This is a genomic window from Streptomyces sp. NRRL S-87, assembly GCF_000719335.1.
Classification (GTDB): Bacteria; Actinomycetota; Actinomycetes; order Streptomycetales; family Streptomycetaceae; genus Streptomyces.
Window position 1 is genome coordinate 24,165 of sequence record NZ_JOGB01000029.1, and the last position, 15,545, is coordinate 39,709.

Here is a 15,545-nt window from a genome sequence, read left to right on the forward strand (position 1 = left end):
GGCGGCCGCGCGCCACCCCTGTCGGGACGCTTAGGCTCTGCACATGAGCCACGAGCAGATGAGCTTCGAGACCCGCGCCATCCACGCGGGCAACACGGCTGACCCGTTGACCGGCGCGGTCGTCCCCCCGATCTACCAGGTCTCCACCTACAAGCAGGACGGCGTCGGCGGCCTGCGCGGCGGCTACGAGTACAGCCGCAGCGCCAACCCCACGCGCACCGCTCTGGAGGAGAACCTCGCAGCACTCGAAGGCGGCCGCCGCGGCCTGGCCTTCGCGTCCGGCCTGGCCGCCGAGGACTGCCTCCTGCGCACGCTCCTCTCGCCCGGCGACCACGTGGTCATCCCGAACGACGCGTACGGCGGCACCTTCCGCCTCTTCGCGAAGGTCGTCTCCCGCTGGGGCGTCGAGTGGTCCGTCGCGGACACCTCCGACCCGGCGTCGGTGCGGGCCGCGATGACCGACCGTACGAAGGTGATCTGGGTCGAGACCCCCTCGAACCCCCTCCTCGGCATCACCGACATCGCGGTGGTCGCGGAGATCGCGCGGTCCGCCGGCGCGAAGCTGGTGGTCGACAACACCTTCGCCAGCCCGTACCTCCAGCAGCCCCTGGCGCTGGGCGCGGACGTGGTCGTGCACTCCCTGACGAAGTACATGGGCGGCCACTCCGACGTGGTCGGCGGCGCGCTGGTCACGGCGGACGCGGCGCTGGGCGAGGAACTCGCCTACCACCAGAACGCGATGGGCGCGGTCGCCGGTCCGTTCGACTCCTGGATCGTGCTGCGCGGCATCAAGACGCTGTCGGTGCGCATGGACCGGCACAGCCAGAACGCGGCCCGCGTCGCCGAGATGCTGACCGAGCACCCCAAGGTCACGCGCGTGCTGTACCCCGGCCTGCCGGAGCACCCGGGCCACGAGGTCGCCGCCAAGCAGATGAAGGACTTCGGCGGCATGGTCTCCTTCCAGGTGCAGGGCGGCGAGGAGGCGGCCGTCGAGGTCTGCAACCGCGCGCAGCTGTTCACCCTCGGTGAGTCCCTGGGTGGCGTCGAGTCGCTGATCGAGCACCCGGGTCGCATGACCCACGCCTCGGCCGCGGGCTCGGCCCTGGAGGTGCCGGCCGACCTGGTCCGCCTGTCGGTGGGCATCGAGGCGATCGACGACCTGCTGGCCGACCTCAAGCAGGCGCTGGGCTAGTCAGTCCGGGCAGTGCGCGGGCGCGGGTGCGGCACCTCCGGGGTCCGCACCCGCAGTCACGCCGGCGCCGCGCCCGTGCTCGTACCCGTACCCGTACTCGTACCCGCGCCCCGAGCGGATCCGGTCGTACGGTCGTCACCGTCACCAGCCCTCGAGCGGCGGTGCGACCGTCGAGGGCGGTACCACCCAGGGCCGGGTCAGCGAGGCCCACACCGTGAAGGCCACGGCCGCGGCCAGCAGCAGGGTCCAGCCGAGCCGGCGCAGCGCGCGGCGGCGGCGCAGCAGGCGCGTGCCGCGGGCGGCGGCCTGGGCCGCGAGTCCGACGGGGACCACGGGGTGCGGTCCTTCGAGCATCCGCCGCACCTCCAGTTCCTTGCGGTCGGGCAGGCTCATCGCACCGCCCCTCTCCCACGACCCGCGTACGTGCTCACGCCGCACCCGCCGCGGGGGTCGCCGGCCGGGAGCGCAGCGCGGAGACGGCGCGGGTCAGGAGGGTGCGTATCCGGTCCGCGGGCAGGCCGAGCAGGGCGGCCGTCTGCTCCTCGGCGATGCCCTCGTACACGCGCAGGGTGATGACGAGGCGCTCCTGCGGCGCGAGGGCCGTGAGCACTCCACCGCGGCCGCGGTGGTGGCGCCAGGCGGACCGTGCGAAGGCGAGGGCCAGCTCCGCGCGCGTGCGGTCGTACGGATCGTCGCCGCGGGCCCGCTCCCAGCCGGCGTACGTCCGGGCGAGGGCGTCCGCGAGCAGCCGCCGCGCGGCCGGGTTGTCGTGGTCCGGTTCGGCGGTGAGCAGGGTCGCGACGTGCAGCAGCCGACCGCCCGCGCCCGCGACGAACGCCTCGAACTCGCGGGCCCGGCGGTCGCCTTGGCCGGCCCACCGTCCTGTCACCCTCTCATGACAGGGCAGGCCGGGCGCCCGGTCAAGAGTCGCGGCGGCCCTGCGCGATCAGGAGGCGGGGCCGCCCTCGCCGGGAGCGCCCATCCGTTCGGACAGCGACACGTTGAAGCGCGTCAGCAGGGCGGTGAAGGTCTCCCGCTCGTCCTCGCTCCAGCCCTCCGTCACCTGGGCCATCAGCGCGCGCCGCGAGGACCGTACGTCCTCCAGCCGCGCCAGTCCGCGCGGGGACAGGGCGAGCACGACCGCGCGCCCGTCCTCCGGGTGCGAGGTCCGCTTGACGAGGCCGCTGTCCACGAGCGGGGCGACCTGCCGGGTGACGGTCGAGGAGTCGATGCCCATGCCGGCGGCCAGCGCCTTCACCCCCATCGGGCCCTCCCGGTCGAGCCGGTTGAGCAGCAGGTACGCGGCGCGGTCCATCGAGTTGCGGGCCTGGCCCACCCCGCCGAGCCGGGTCTGCTCCGCGCGGCGCGCGAACAGGGCCACCTGGTGCTGGAGGGAGTCGAGCAGGCCGCTGCCGGCCTCCGGCCCGACCTCGCTCGCGCCCTCGTTCCCGGCCTCTGTCTGGCCCTGGGTGGGCAGGTCGGAAGGGGCCGGGGGCGGCGGGATTGGGGGCATGGAACCGGGGCTCTCTTCATGCGGGGGCCGACAGGATGGGGGACAGAGTACGCGGCGAGGGGGCGCGGCGTACCGGCCCTGGGGAAACCCGAGACGGCCGGTCCGGCGGCCCTGCGCGGCACCCTCCGCGCGCTGCGAGACTTGCCGCATGAGCTACCGGTTGCCCGCCCCCCTTCCCTCCCTGATCCTCGACGACATCCGCGGCGCGCAGAAGATGCTCGACGGGGTCGCGCGCGTCACCGCCATGGAGGGCAGCCGGCACCTGTCCGCGCTCGTCGGCTCCCCGGTGCACCTCAAGTGCGAGAACCTCCAGCGCACCGGCTCCTTCAAGCTGCGCGGCGCGTACGTGCGCATCGCCGGGCTGCGGCCGGAGGAGAAGGCGGCCGGGGTGGTGGCCGCCAGTGCCGGCAACCACGCCCAGGGCGTGGCCCTGGCCTCCGCCCTGCTGGGCGTGCGCTCCACGGTGTTCATGCCGGTCGGCGCCCCGCTGCCGAAGGTGGCCGCGACGCGTGAGTACGGGGCCGACGTGCGCCTGGTCGGCCAGGTCGTGGACGAGACCCTGGCCGCCGCGGAGGAGTACGCCGAGCGCACCGGGGCGGTGTTCATCCACCCCTTCGACCACCGCGACATCATCGCCGGCCAGGGCACGGTCGGCCTGGAGATCCTGGAGCAGTGCCCGGAGGTCCGCACGATCGTGGTGGGCGTCGGCGGCGGGGGCCTGGTGGCCGGCATCGCGGTGGCGGTCAAGGCGGTGCGCCCGGACGTCCGGGTCGTGGGCGTGCAGGCCAAGGGCGCGGCCGCGTACCCGCCGTCGCTGGCCGCGGGCCATCCGGTGGCGGTCGACGAGCCGGTGACGATGGCGGACGGGATCAAGGTGGGGCGGCCGGGGGACGTGCCGTTCGCCATCGTGCGGGAGTTGGTGGACGACGTGCGGACGGTGTCCGAGGACGCCCTGTCCAGCGCGCTGCTGCTGTGCCTGGAGCGGGCCAAGCTGGTCGTCGAGCCGGCCGGCTGCGCCCCGGTGGCGGCGCTGCTCAGCGAGCCCGAGGCGTTCCGGGGCCCGGTGGTGGCGGTGCTGTCGGGCGGGAACGTGGACCCGTTGCTGCTCCAGCGGATCCTGCGGCACGGCATGGTGGCGGCGGGGCGGTACCTGTCGCTGCGGCTGCGGGTGGCCGACCGGCCGGGGGCGCTGGCCGGTCTGCTGGGGGTGTTGTCAGTGGTGGATGCGAACGTGTTGGACGTGAGCCACGTGCGGACCGATCCGGGCCTGGGCCTCACGGAGGTGGAGGTGGAGCTGCACCTGGAGACCAAGGGTCCGGAGCACTGCGCCGAGGTGGCCGCGTCCCTGCACGGCGCGGGGTACCGGGTGATGTCCTGAGCGGGCCGTGCCGAGCCCGCGGTCCCGGGTCTGCCGAGCCGACCGCGCCGGGCCGTCCGTACCGACTCGGCCGTTTCCCCCACCCGACGCGATATAACGCGATACGGTTGCTGACGGAACGCCGCACCGACCGGCGGGTCGCCCCCGCCGACCATAGGATTTGCTAGGAACGCCCGATTCGCACTGGGAGAATCCATATGCGAGGCGCCATCTACGCCGAAGGCCTGGTGAAGACCTTCGGCGACGTACGGGCACTGGACGGAGTGGACCTCGACGTACCCGAGGGCACCGTGCTGGGCCTGCTCGGCCCCAACGGCGCGGGGAAGACCACCACCGTCCGGGTGCTGACCACCCTCCTCAAGCCGGACAGCGGCTCGGCGGTCGTCGCCGGCATCGACGTCCTCAAGCACCCCAACGAAGTCCGCCGCTCGATCGGCCTGTCCGGGCAGTTCGCGGCCGTCGACGAGTACCTGACCGGCCGGGAGAACCTGCAGATGGTCGGCCAGCTCTACCAGATGAGCGCCAAGGCCGCGAAGGCCCGCGCCGGCGAGCTGCTGGAGCGCTTCCACCTCGCCGAGGCCGCCGACCGCACGGCCAAGACCTACTCCGGCGGCATGCGCCGCCGGCTCGACCTCGCCGCGGCCCTCGTCGTCCGCCCGCCGGTGATGTTCATGGACGAGCCCACCACCGGCCTCGACCCGCGCAACCGCCAGGGCCTGTGGGACGTCATCGAGGAACTGGTCGCCGGCGGCACCACCCTGCTGCTGACCACCCAGTACCTGGAGGAGGCCGACCGGCTTGCCCACGACATCTGCGTCGTCGACCACGGCAGGGTCATCGCCCGCGGCACCTCCGACGAGTTGAAGGCCCGGACCGGCGGCGAACGCGTCGAGGTCGTCGTCCACGAGCGCGACACCCTCGACACCGCCCGCGGCGTGCTCGCCGCCTTCGCCAAGGGCGAGACCACCGTCGAGGCGCACACCCGCAAGCTGATCGTCCCCGTCACCGGCGGCGCCAAGCTGCTCGCCGAGGTCATCCGCGAACTCGACGTCCGCGGCATCGAGATCGACGACATCGGCCTGCGCCGGCCCACCCTCGACGACGTCTTCATCTCCCTGACCGGCCACGCGGCCGACCGCGGCGAGGAGGAGAACGGCGAGGACGCGCCCGTCGACGGGCAGCAGGACCGGGGTCGCCGGGCCGCGCGGAAGGAGGCCGTCCGATGACCGCCGCCTCCGACGCCGCCCTCACCCGCACCGCCCCCCGGCCGCGCGGCGGCGCCGTGCAGTCCGTCAAGGACTCCCTCGTCGTCGCCAAGCGCAACCTGATCCGGATGTCGCGGATCCCCGAGATGATCGTGTTCGGGCTGATCCAGCCGGTGATGTTCGTCGTGCTCTTCAGCTACGTCTTCGGCGGCTCCATGACGGTGGGGGGCAGCAACGACCCGGCCGTCTACCGGGAGTTCCTGATGGCCGGCATCTTCGCCCAGACGGTCACGTTCGCCACCGCGGGCGCCGGCGCCGGCATCGCCGACGACATGCACAAGGGCCTGATCGACCGGTTCCGTTCGCTGCCCATGGCGAGGGGGGCGGTGCTCACCGGCCGCACCCTGGCCGACCTCGTCCAGACCGCGCTCACCCTGCTCGTCCTGGCCGCGGTCGCCCTGCTCGTCGGCTGGCGCACCCACACCAGTGCGATCGAGGTGATCGGCGCCTTCGCGCTGTTCCTGCTGCTCGGGTACGCCTTCACCTGGATCGGCGCCCTCATCGGGCTGTCCGTCCGCACGCCCGAGGCGGCCACCTCCGGCGGGCTGATCTGGCTCTTCCCGGTGACCTTCGTGTCGATCGCGTTCGTCGACCCGGCCCAGATGACGCCCTGGCTCCGGCACGTGGCCGAGTGGAACCCGTTCAGCGCCACCGTGCAGGCCGGCCGCACGCTGTTCGGCAACCCGGGGGTGGTCGACTCGCCGGCCTGGCCCATGCAGCACCCGGTGATCGCGTCGATCCTCTGGTCACTGCTGATCGTCGTCGTCTTCCGGACGCTCGCGGTGCGCAAGTACCGGTCGGCGACGTCCTGACGCCGGCACGGCGCAGGCCCCCACCCGGACGTGTGTCCCGGGCGGGGGCCTGCGTACGGGCGCGGCGGCGCCGGATCAGCCGGTGTACGGCTTGACGTCGAGGATCTTGACGGTGGCCTTCTTGCCGTTCGGCAGCTCGTACTCGGCGTCCTCGCCGATCGCGCGGCCGTTCACGCCCTGGCCCAGCGGGGACTGGGGCGAGTAGGTGTCGATGTCCGCGGAGGCGTACTCGCGGGAGGCCAGCAGGAAGCTCATCGTGTCGTCCGGGTCGCCGTCGAAGGCGATCGTCACGACCGTGCCGGGGGCCACCACGCCGTCGGAGGACGGGGCCTCGCCGACCTTGGCGTTCTCCAGGAGCTGCGTCAGCTGGCGGACCCGGAGCTCCTGCTTGCCCTGCTCTTCCTTGGCCGCGTGGTAACCGCCGTTCTCCCGCAGGTCACCCTCCTCACGGGCGGCGGCGATCTTGGCCGCGATCTCCGTGCGTGCGGGACCAGACAGGTACTCCAGCTCGGCCTTGAGCTGGTCGTAGGCGTCCTGGGTCAGCCAGGTGACGCTCTCGCTCGTCTGGGTCACAGGTGCTCCTCGTCGGTACTGGGATAACAAAGCGCCTCGCTCTGCCAGGGCTCTGCCAGGCGAAACCACGAGCCTAACAATTCGGGGGAAAAAGGGGGAGGAGGCGAGGTGGACGGAATGTTTCGCTCCGACCCGGTCGGAGCGTCAGCCCGAGGTGGCGGCCTGGCAGCCGACCAGCTCGACCATGGAGGCCCGGCCGGTCGTCTTCAGTACGACGACCTCGTCGATACGGGTTGCCCGCTGGCCGAAGACGTAATCCTTCCGGCCCACCTCGTTGTGGTCCCGGTCCTGCGAGGAGAGGGTGCACACCCCGCGCACCTCGGCGTCCTTGCGGACCTCCAGGTGGACCTTGACCTCGGTGTCCGAGGCCTGGAACTTGATCACCTCGGCGCTCACCGCGCTGCCCGCCACGTAGTCCCAGCCGATCCAGCCGACCAGACCCAGCAGGCCCACGCCCAGCGCCGATCCGACGATCTTGAGCTTCCGGTCGGCGCGCTCGTCCTTCGTCCGGCCGTAGCGGCCCTCCGGCAGGCGGCCCCGCCCCTCGGGCAGGCCCTCGCGCACCGCGCTCATGATCGTTCCTCTCTGCAGGGGTCCTGGAATTTTCCGTCCCCCGATTCGGTCACTATAGAAGCTGGCCGCCGGTGCCTCCCATGAGCCCCAGGCCGCTGTTCCGCGGGGGGACAGTGGGTACGTTTTCGAACGTTTCGCTTCGAATCGCGAGGATCGAGTCTTGACTGAGCAGCTTCGACTGATGGCAGTGCACGCGCACCCCGACGACGAGTCGAGCAAGGGCGCGGCGACCATGGCCAAGTACGTGTCCGAGGGGGTGGACGTGCTGGTCGTGACCTGCACGGGCGGGGAGCGCGGCTCCATCCTCAACCCCAAGCTCCAGGGCGACGCGTACATCGAGGAGAACATCCACGAGGTGCGCCGCAAGGAGATGGACGAGGCCCGCCAGATCCTGGGCGTGTCCCAGGAATGGCTCGGCTACGTCGACTCCGGCCTGCCCGAGGGCGACCCGCTGCCGCCGCTGCCCGAGGGCTGCTTCGCCCTCGAGGACGTCGACGAGGCCGCCGGTCGCCTGGTGCGCAAGATCCGCGAGTTCCGGCCGCAGGTCGTCACGACCTACGACGAGAACGGCGGCTACCCGCACCCCGACCACATCATGACCCACAAGATCACGATGGTGGCCTTCGACGGCGCGGCCGACACCGAGAAGTACCCCGAGGCCGAGTTCGGGCCCGTGTACCAGCCGCAGAAGCTCTACTACAACCAGGGCTTCAACAAGCCCCGCACCGTCGCCCTGCACGAGGGCCTGCTCGCCCGCGGCCTCGAGTCGCCGTACGGGGAGTGGCTGGAGCGCTGGAAGGAGTTCGAGCGCAAGGAGCGGACGCTGACCACGCACGTCCCGTGCGCCGACTTCTTCGAGATCCGCGACAAGGCGCTGATCGCGCACGCCACGCAGATCGACCCGGACGGCGGCTGGTTCCGCGTGCCGCTGGAGCTCCAGAAGGAGATCTGGCCCACGGAGGAGTACGAGCTGGCGAAGTCCCTCGTGGACACCACCCTCCCCGAGGACGACCTCTTCGCGGGCATCCGGGACAATGCCTGACATGAGCGCTACTCACGCAGCCCTGGCCCAGCTCGTCCCGCTCGCGGGCGACACCTTCGACAAGAACAAGGTGACGCCCGGGATCCTGGGCTTCATCGTCTTCGCGGTGCTGGCGCTGGGGACGTGGGGCCTGATGAAGTCCATGAACCGGCACATGGGCCGCGTGAACTTCACCGAGGCCCCGGAGTCCCCGGCCCCCTCGACCGACCCGGCCAACCCCACCAAGGCCTGACGCTCCCGGGGCCCCGCCCCGGTAACGCGGTCCGGGGCGGAGCGCCAGGGAAACGGCGAACGGCGGACCGGCCGCGGAGGGTCACCCCTCCGCGGCCGGCGGCACCGGCACGCCCATGACCTCCCGCGAGTGCCGCGTGGGGATCAGCCCCAACCGGTACGCCTGCCACCCCTCCCCGGGATCGACCCCCCGGTCGAGGACGAACCCGTACGCCTCCAGGCAGTCCTCCAGCTTCCCGTCCCGCGCCCCGTGCCCCGCCCCCGCGAGGGCCGCGAGCTCCGCCCGCGCGACGTCGACCTCGTCGACGTACGGCAGCAGCGTGCACCGCAGGAACGCGGCCCAGTCCGCCCCCCGCGCGTCCCCGTACGAGCGGAACAGCTCCAGCGCCTCGTCGCACAGCCCGAGCGCCGACGCCGGCTTGCCGTTGCCCGCGTCCACCACCGCCAGCTCCAGGCACGTCCAGCCCTCGCCGTGCGCCACCCCCACCCGCCGGAAGTCCGCCCGCGCGTCGGTCAGCAACTGCCGCGCGAACCCCGAATTGCGCAGGCTGCCGGTCTGCGCGGCCCGGATGTCGCGCGTGACCCGCCCCGAGTGGTGCCGCGCGCACGCGAGCCCGTACACGTCCCGCATCCGCGAGAACATCGTCCGCGCCCGCTCCAGCTCCCGCACCGCCTGGTCCGGATCGCCCCGCTCCTCCAGTGCCTGACCCAGGTAGTACTGCGTCCACGCCTCGCCCCGCGCGTCCTCCGCCTCCCGGTGCCGCACCAGCGCCTCCCGCAGGCCGTCCACCGCCGTCGGCGCGTCCCCCGCCACCAGCCGCGCCCGGGCCAACTGGGTCAGCGCCCACGCCTCGCCGCGCTCGTCGTGCGTACGCCCGTAAAGCTCCAGCGCCCGCCTCAGGTCGTCCTCGGCCCGCCCGACCTCCCCGGTCCGCAGGAAGACCTGGCCGCGCTGGAAGTGCGCCCACGCCTGCCCGTGCAGGCTCTCGCTCTCCCTGTGCAGCGCCAGTGACTCCTCCAGCAGCGCCAGCGCCTCCGCCAGCCGGGCCCGGTCCCGCTCCACCGCCGCCAGCGCGTGCAGTGCCCACGCCCGGTCACCCGCCAGCTCCGGACCGGTCTGCACCGCCAGCGCCTCCCGGATCCGCGTCGCCGCCTCGGTCAGCTGCCCCTGGTGGTGCAGCGTGATGCCCAGCGACACCATGGCCCGGGCCGCCCCCGACGCGTTGTGGGCCTCCACGTACGAGTCCACGACCGAGGTCAGCGTCGTGCGCGCCACGTCCAGCTCGCCCAGCTGCCGGGCCGCGATGCCCGTACGCCACTGCACCGACCGCCGCGCCACGGAACCCGACACCGGCCCGGTACCCGCACCTCCACCGGTCCCCGCCCCCGCCGCCGGGCCCGTACCCGCCGCCCCGTCCGCGTCCGGGCCCCCCTCCAGCGCCTGGGTCAGTTCGTTGATCTCCCCCAACCGGTACAGGTCACCGCGCAGCAGGCAGTAGTCGCACAACGCCCCCAGCAGGTCCAGCACCGCCCCCTGGTCCACCCCCTCCGTGTGCCGCAGCGCCGCCGTGATGAAGCTCGACTCGTCGTCCAGCCACTGCAGCGCGCCCTCCAGCGACACGAACCCGTGCCCGCCCACCGCGCCCTTGGCCACCCCGTCCGCCCGGGTGGAGGTCTTGCCGTCGACCATCCGGATCACCGCGTCCGCGAGCTGGGCGTACGTACGGATCAGCCGCTCGTGCGCCGCCGTGATCTCCTCCCGGTCCTCCTCCTCCAGCAGCTTCACCGCCGCGTACGCCCGCACCGCGTCGTGCAGCCGGTACCGCTGCCCGCGCACGTGGTCGACCAGACCCGCCCCGGCCAGCGCCGCCAGCTGCCGCAGCGCCTCCGTCTCGGCCACCTCGGCCAGCGCCGCCGCGGCCGCCGCCCCCAGCGACGCCCGCCCGGCCAGCGACAGCCGCCGCAGCAGCCGCCGCACCGGCTCGGCCAGGTGTGCGTACGACAGGTCCAGCGCCCGCTCCGTCACGTCGAGCGAACCCACCCGGTCGCGCAGGTGCACCTCGAACCGGCGCGCCGTGTGCGTCCCCAGCAGCGGACCCGTCAACCGCAGCGCCAGCGGCAGCCCCGCCGTGAACCGCTGGATCGCGGCCAGCGCCTCCTCGTCGTAGACGCTCGTGCCCGCGCCCGCCACCGCCTCCCGCAGCACCTCCGCCCCGTCCGCGGCCGCCAGCGGCGCCACCTCCAGGTGGTACACCCACGCCGGCGTGTCCGCCGGCAGCTCCAGCGGCTCCCGGGCCGTCACCAGGACCAGCGAGTCCGAACGCTCCGGCACCAGCTCCCGCACCTGCGCCGCGTCCACCGCGTCGTCCAGGACCACCGCCACCGGCAGCCCCCGCAGGTGCTGGTGGTACAGCTCGCCCAGCCGCCGCACCTGCGCCTGCGCCGAGGCCCGCTCCCGGAACAGCAGCTGCTCGCGCGGCGCGCCCAGCCGGTTCAGCAGGTGCAGCAGCGCCTCCCGCGTCGGCAGCGGCCGCTCACCGCTCAGCGCTCCGCCCCGCAGGTCCACCACGCACGCCCCGCGGAACTGGTCCCGCAGGTGGTGCGCCGCCCGCACCGCCAGCGCCGTGCGGCCCACCCCGGGCTCGCCGTGCAGCACCACGACCACCGGCCGGGTCTCCGTGCTCGCCCGGGCGGCCTGGACCCACTGCGCGATCCGGGCCACCTCCGCCCGCCGCCCCACGAACGGCCCGGCCGGCTCCGGCAACTGCCCGAACGACTGCGCCAGCACGTTCCTGCGCCGCGCCGCCGCGCTCCGGTCCACACCCCGCAGCTGCGGCCCGGTACCCGGGCCCGCCGCACCCGCGGACACCCGCCCGCGCCCCGCACCGGCCCCGCCGCTCCCGGCCCGGACCTGCCCCGGCACGCCGGCCGCCCCGCCCCCGGCCCGGCCCGACGCGGCCGCCGACCCGCCCGCGAGCCGGCCCCCTCCCGGCCCGGCCAGCGGCCCGGCCGCGGCCCGGGACGCCGCCGCGACGGCGCGCTGCTGCTCCAGGAACGGCCGGATGCCCCGTACCTCCAGCGCCGACAGCCACTGCAGCCGCAACTGCTCCGGCCCGCCCGGCTGTCCCAGCCGACCCGCCCTGCGGTGCGCGGCCGGCCAGTGCGCGGCCGTCACCCGCAGCACCGTCGCCGCCGCACCGGCCACCGCCACCGCGGCCCCGGCGCCCAGCGCGGCCCCGGCCTCCAGGCCGAACGCCAGGTCCGCGCCGAAGGCCGCCACCGCCGCGACGCCCGTCACCAGCACGGCCGTCGGCGCACCCTGCTGCCGGAACGACTCGCCCAGGGTCCGCGCCCCGTCCGCCGCCTCGTCCAGTGCCCGGGCGTACGCCTCGTACTCCGGCGCGGCCGCGGCTGCCATCCCGTCGAGCGCCGCCCTGGCCCGCGCCAGCAACGGCCCCTGCTCGATGCGGCCGCCGGAGCGCCGCACCTCCTCCTCGACCGCCAGCGCCAACGCCCGCTCGGCCTCGCTCCGATGACCGTCCCTCATGCGCGTCCCCCTGTCAGAGAGGCTCAGACCGGAGGCACAAGTGTCCTGCCGTATCACCCTCCGCGCGAGAGAACGGCTGCGATTGCGAACGGAGTTGAGCAACTTCAGAGCTTCGGCGGGTTCGCGGAGCGGGTAGTCCGCGGTCGCGGTCACGCGTCCCTGATGATCACGCGGCTTCCGCAGAGCCCACCTGCGTCCCTAAGTCGCGAGACCGTGGTCGGCGAGTCCTCCTGGCTGACCGGTCCATTACAGGGCGACGGCTTCCGCCCGGGTCCTTTCGGAGTCGGTTCGACCGTGCCGCGGCGGACCCGTCGCCGCCGTAGGCGAGGATGGCCGTATGCCGAACCGCCTTGCGCACGAGACGTCCCCGTACCTGCTCCAGCACGCCGACAACCCGGTCGATTGGTGGCCGTGGGGTCCGGACGCGTTCCAGGAGGCGCGGGAGCGGGGCGTGCCGGTGCACCTCAGTGTCGGTTACTCGAGTTGCCACTGGTGTCATGTACTCGCCAAAGAGAGCTTCGAGGACGAGCTCACCGCCGCGTACATGAACGAGCACTTCGTCAACATCAAGGTCGACCGCGAGGAGCGGCCGGACGTGGACGCCGTGTACATGGAGGCGGTGCAGGCGGCGACCGGGCAGGGCGGGTGGCCGATGACGGTGTTCATGACGGCGGACGGGGAGCCCTTCTACTTCGGGACGTACTTCCCGCCGGAGCCGCGGCACGGGATGCCGTCCTTCATGCAGGTGCTGGAGGGCGTGCGGACGGCCTGGGTGGGCCGGCCCGCCGAGGTGGCCGAGGTGGCGCGGAAGATCGTGCGGGACCTGGCCGGGCGCAGGATCGAGTACGGGAAGGCCGGCGTGCCGGGGCCGGAGGAGCTGGCGCAGGCGCTGCTCGGGCTGACGCGCGAGTACGACGACCGGCACGGCGGGTTCGGCGGGGCGCCGAAGTTCCCGCCGTCGATGGTGCTGGAGTTCCTGCTGCGCCACCACGCCCGGACCGGGTCCGAGGGCGCGCTGCAGATGGCCTCCGACACGTGCGAGGCGATGGCCCGGGGCGGGATCTACGACCAGCTCGGCGGCGGCTTCGCCCGGTACTCCGTGGACCGGGCGTGGACGGTCCCGCACTTCGAGAAGATGCTCTATGACAACGCGCTGCTGTGCCGCGTGTACGCCCACCTGTGGCGGGCCACCGGGTCGGACCTGGCGCGGCGGGTGGCGCTGGAGACCGCCGACTTCATGGTGCGGGAACTGCGGACCCGCGAGGGCGGCTTCGCGTCGGCGCTGGACGCCGACAGCGACGACGGCACCGGCCGGCACGTCGAGGGGGCGTACTACGCCTGGAGCCCGGCGCAGCTGCGGGAGGTGCTCGGCGACGAGGACGCCGACGTGGCGATGGCGTACTTCGGGGTGACCGAGGAGGGCACGTTCGAGCACGGCACCTCCGTGCTCCAGCTCCCGCAGGACGGGCCCGTGGTGGACGGGGTGCGCCTCGCGGGCATCCGGGACCGGCTGCTGGCGGCGCGCGCCGGGCGCCCGGCGCCGGGGCGGGACGACAAGGTCGTGGCGGCTTGGAACGGGCTGGCCGTCGCGGCGCTGGCCGAGTGCGGGGCGTACTTCGACCGGCCGGACCTCGTCGACCGGGCCACGGAGGCCGCGGACCTGCTGGTGCGGCTGCACTTCGACGCGAGCGCCGGGCGCGCCCGGCTGGCCCGGACCAGCAAGGACGGGGTCGTGGGCGGGAACGCCGGGGTGCTGGAGGACTACGGCGACGTGGCGGAGGGCTTCCTCGCGCTCGCGGCGGTCACGGGGGAGGGGGTGTGGCTGGAGTTCGCCGGGTTCCTGTGCGACCTGGTCCTGGACCGGTTCGTCGCGGAGGACGGCTCGCTCTACGACACCGCGCACGACGCCGAGGCGCTGATCCGGCGGCCGCAGGACCCGACGGACAACGCGGCGCCGGCCGGCTGGACCGCGGCCGCCGGGGCGCTGCTGTCGTACGCCGCCCACACCGGCTCGGAGGCGCACCGGACGGCGGCGGAGCGGGCGCTGGGCGTGGTGCACGCCCTCGGCCCGCGGGCCCCGCGCTTCATCGGCTGGGGCCTGGCGGTGGCGGAGGCGCTGCTCGACGGGCCGCGGGAGGTCGCGGTCGTCGGTGCGGCGGACGATCCGATGCGCGAGCGGCTGCACCGTACGGCGCTGCTGGGGACGGCTCCGGGGGCGGTGGTGGCGGTCGGGGAGCCGGACGGGGACGAGTTCCCGCTGCTCACCGACCGCCCGCTCGTCGAGGGGCGGCCGGCGGCGTACGTGTGCCGCCACTTCGTGTGCTCCGCGCCGACCGACGACGACCGGGCGCTGGCGCGCGAGCTCGGCGCGGTCCGGTCCTGACGGCCAGGAGACGGAAGTAGCGGCCAGGAGACGGAAGTAGTGGCCAGGAGGGCCAGGAGACGGAGCAGGGCGTGAGGGGTGTCCGGCCGTGGTGCGCCGGACGCCCCTCAGGAGTGCGAGTAGGCGACCAGGGAGATGCCCACGTAGTGGGTGATGAAGGCCGCGAGGGTCAGGGAGTGGAAGACCTCGTGGAAGCCGAAGAGGCGGGGGGAGGGGTTGGGGCGCTTGAGCCCGTAGATGATCCCTCCCGCGCTGTACAGCAGCCCGCCGACGATCACCAGCACCAGGACGGCGATCCCGCCGGCCCGCATGAAGTCGGGCAGGAAGAAGACGGCCGCCCAGCCCATCGCGATGTAGCAGGGGGTGTACAGCCAGCGGGGGGCGCCGACCCAGAAGACGCGGAAGGCGATGCCGGCGGCGGCCGCGAGCCAGACCGCCCACAGCAGCGTCCGGCCGGTGGAGGCCGGCAGGAGCAGGACGGTCAGCGGGGTGTACGTCCCCGCGATGATGAGGAAGATGTTGGCGTGGTCGAGGCGGCGCAGCACGGCCTCGCCGCGCGGTCCCCAGGTGCCCCGGTGGTAGAGGGCGCTGATGCCGAAGAGCAGGCAGGCGGTCAGGACGTACACGCCGCAGGCGACGCGGGCGCGCATCGAGTCGGTGAAGGCCATCAGCGCCAGGCCCGCGACGACCACGGCGGGGAACATGCCGGCGTGCAGCCAGCCCCGCATGACCGGCTTGGTGGGGAGGAGTGCGGCGGCGGCTTTCGCGACGGCGTCGGTGGCGGCCTCGGCGGCTTTTCCGACCGAGCCGGCAGGGCTGTCGGCGGCGGCCTCGGCCGGGACGTCTGAGGTCATGCGGTCCATGCTACCTACGGGTTCGTAGGTTCCTCGGGGGGTGCGGAAGGGGCCGCCGGACGTTTGACGTGCCCTTGGGGCCCTTTGCCGAAGATTGACACGAGTGGTGATGCTCACGTGAGAGGCCCTCTGGACATATGCGCACACGCCACGGATGATCAGATGAGTGCGGTCGGCACCGG

Annotated in this window: 14 protein-coding genes; 7 read left to right on the forward strand and 7 right to left on the reverse strand. The window is 73.7% G+C overall.

From position 1 onward, the window contains the following. Positions 1–43: 43 nt before the first annotated feature. On the forward strand, positions 44–1,192 hold the full coding sequence (locus IF43_RS0119590) for a cystathionine gamma-synthase (RefSeq protein WP_030202065.1): 1,149 nt from the start codon (positions 44–46) through the stop codon (positions 1,190–1,192). Positions 1,193–1,333: 141 nt separating this feature from the next. On the opposite strand, the gene IF43_RS0119595 is transcribed toward IF43_RS0119590, so the two are convergent. Genes IF43_RS0119595 through IF43_RS0119605 form a run of 3 tightly spaced genes read right to left on the reverse strand, consistent with a single transcriptional unit; the run spans position 1,334 to position 2,705 of the window. Continuing rightward, positions 1,334–1,585 (reverse strand): hypothetical protein, encoded by a 252-nt coding sequence (locus IF43_RS0119595; RefSeq protein ID WP_030202070.1) that lies wholly within the window; start codon positions 1,583–1,585, stop codon positions 1,334–1,336. A gap of 34 nt (positions 1,586–1,619) precedes the next feature. After that, positions 1,620–2,081 carry a sigma factor-like helix-turn-helix DNA-binding protein gene (locus tag IF43_RS0119600; protein WP_030202073.1) on the reverse strand — a complete coding sequence of 154 codons (462 nt, stop codon included), beginning with the start codon at positions 2,079–2,081 and terminating at the stop codon, positions 1,620–1,622. A 57-nt stretch (positions 2,082–2,138) separates the two neighbouring features. Further along, a complete protein-coding gene (locus tag IF43_RS0119605) occupies positions 2,139–2,705 on the reverse strand; it encodes a MarR family winged helix-turn-helix transcriptional regulator (RefSeq protein WP_234332324.1) in 567 nt (188 codons plus the stop codon). Positions 2,706–2,853: 148 nt separating this feature from the next. Here IF43_RS0119605 and ilvA point away from each other — a divergent pair, with 148 nt between their 5' ends. The 3 genes from ilvA to IF43_RS0119620 all read left to right on the forward strand — a co-directional run bounded on the left by ilvA (position 2,854) and on the right by IF43_RS0119620 (position 6,160). Continuing rightward, complete coding sequence (gene ilvA / locus IF43_RS0119610; RefSeq protein ID WP_030202079.1) at positions 2,854–4,083, forward strand: threonine ammonia-lyase; 1,230 nt, start codon at positions 2,854–2,856, stop codon at positions 4,081–4,083. A gap of 197 nt (positions 4,084–4,280) precedes the next feature. Further along, positions 4,281–5,309, forward strand: a complete 1,029-nt coding sequence (locus IF43_RS0119615) for a daunorubicin resistance protein DrrA family ABC transporter ATP-binding protein (protein ID WP_030202082.1) — start codon at positions 4,281–4,283, stop codon at positions 5,307–5,309. Further along, the gene (locus IF43_RS0119620; RefSeq protein WP_030202085.1) at positions 5,306–6,160 is read left to right on the forward strand and encodes an ABC transporter permease; all 855 of its coding nucleotides are present in this window, start codon (positions 5,306–5,308) and stop codon (positions 6,158–6,160) included. The genes IF43_RS0119615 and IF43_RS0119620 overlap by 4 nt, the downstream gene beginning before the upstream one ends. A gap of 75 nt (positions 6,161–6,235) precedes the next feature. Here the strand turns inward: IF43_RS0119620 and greA are convergent, their stop codons facing one another. After that, a complete protein-coding gene (greA, locus tag IF43_RS0119625; protein ID WP_030202087.1) occupies positions 6,236–6,733 on the reverse strand; it encodes a transcription elongation factor GreA in 498 nt (165 codons plus the stop codon). A gap of 144 nt (positions 6,734–6,877) precedes the next feature. Next, positions 6,878–7,306, reverse strand: coding sequence for a DUF4307 domain-containing protein (locus IF43_RS0119630; RefSeq protein WP_030202089.1), 429 nt, complete (start codon positions 7,304–7,306; stop codon positions 6,878–6,880). 160 nt (positions 7,307–7,466) lie between these two features. Between IF43_RS0119630 and mca the strand changes: the two genes are divergently transcribed. Further along, positions 7,467–8,348, forward strand: coding sequence for a mycothiol conjugate amidase Mca (mca, locus tag IF43_RS0119635; RefSeq protein ID WP_030202090.1), 882 nt, complete (start codon positions 7,467–7,469; stop codon positions 8,346–8,348). Continuing rightward, the gene (locus IF43_RS0119640; protein ID WP_199922746.1) at positions 8,341–8,580 is read left to right on the forward strand and encodes a hypothetical protein; all 240 of its coding nucleotides are present in this window, start codon (positions 8,341–8,343) and stop codon (positions 8,578–8,580) included. Before mca ends, IF43_RS0119640 begins: the two co-directional genes overlap by 8 nt. An 81-nt stretch (positions 8,581–8,661) precedes the next feature. Here the strand turns inward: IF43_RS0119640 and IF43_RS0119645 are convergent, their stop codons facing one another. Beyond that, a complete protein-coding gene (locus IF43_RS0119645) occupies positions 8,662–12,126 on the reverse strand; it encodes an ATP-binding protein (RefSeq protein ID WP_030202097.1) in 3,465 nt (1,154 codons plus the stop codon). A gap of 337 nt (positions 12,127–12,463) precedes the next feature. Between IF43_RS0119645 and IF43_RS0119650 the strand changes: the two genes are divergently transcribed. Beyond that, positions 12,464–14,509, forward strand: a complete 2,046-nt coding sequence (locus IF43_RS0119650; RefSeq protein ID WP_030202099.1) for a thioredoxin domain-containing protein — start codon at positions 12,464–12,466, stop codon at positions 14,507–14,509. Between the two features lie 107 nt (positions 14,510–14,616). On the opposite strand, the gene IF43_RS0119655 is transcribed toward IF43_RS0119650, so the two are convergent. Further along, entirely contained in the window at positions 14,617–15,237 is a 621-nt protein-coding gene (locus IF43_RS0119655) for a hemolysin III family protein (RefSeq protein ID WP_107048536.1), read from the reverse strand. Between the last annotated feature and the right edge of the window lie 308 nt (positions 15,238–15,545).

Excerpts from the sequence above, each read along its gene's own strand:
- IF43_RS0119590 (WP_030202065.1), top strand. The coding sequence starts at position 44 with ATGAGCCACGAGCAGATGAGCTTCGAGACCCGCGCCATCCACGCGGGC.
- IF43_RS0119595 (WP_030202070.1), bottom strand. The coding sequence starts at position 1,585 with ATGAGCCTGCCCGACCGCAAGGAACTGGAGGTGCGGCGGATGCTCGAA.
- IF43_RS0119605 (WP_234332324.1), bottom strand. The coding sequence starts at position 2,705 with ATGCCCCCAATCCCGCCGCCCCCGGCCCCTTCCGACCTGCCCACCCAG.
- ilvA (WP_030202079.1), top strand. The coding sequence starts at position 2,854 with ATGAGCTACCGGTTGCCCGCCCCCCTTCCCTCCCTGATCCTCGACGAC.
- IF43_RS0119615 (WP_030202082.1), top strand. The coding sequence starts at position 4,281 with ATGCGAGGCGCCATCTACGCCGAAGGCCTGGTGAAGACCTTCGGCGAC.
- IF43_RS0119620 (WP_030202085.1), top strand. The coding sequence starts at position 5,306 with ATGACCGCCGCCTCCGACGCCGCCCTCACCCGCACCGCCCCCCGGCCG.
- IF43_RS0119630 (WP_030202089.1), bottom strand. The coding sequence starts at position 7,306 with ATGAGCGCGGTGCGCGAGGGCCTGCCCGAGGGGCGGGGCCGCCTGCCG.
- IF43_RS0119640 (WP_199922746.1), top strand. The coding sequence starts at position 8,341 with ATGCCTGACATGAGCGCTACTCACGCAGCCCTGGCCCAGCTCGTCCCG.
- IF43_RS0119645 (WP_030202097.1), bottom strand. The coding sequence starts at position 12,126 with ATGAGGGACGGTCATCGGAGCGAGGCCGAGCGGGCGTTGGCGCTGGCG.
- IF43_RS0119650 (WP_030202099.1), top strand. The coding sequence starts at position 12,464 with ATGCCGAACCGCCTTGCGCACGAGACGTCCCCGTACCTGCTCCAGCAC.
- IF43_RS0119655 (WP_107048536.1), bottom strand. The coding sequence starts at position 15,237 with ATGCGGGGCTGGCTGCACGCCGGCATGTTCCCCGCCGTGGTCGTCGCG.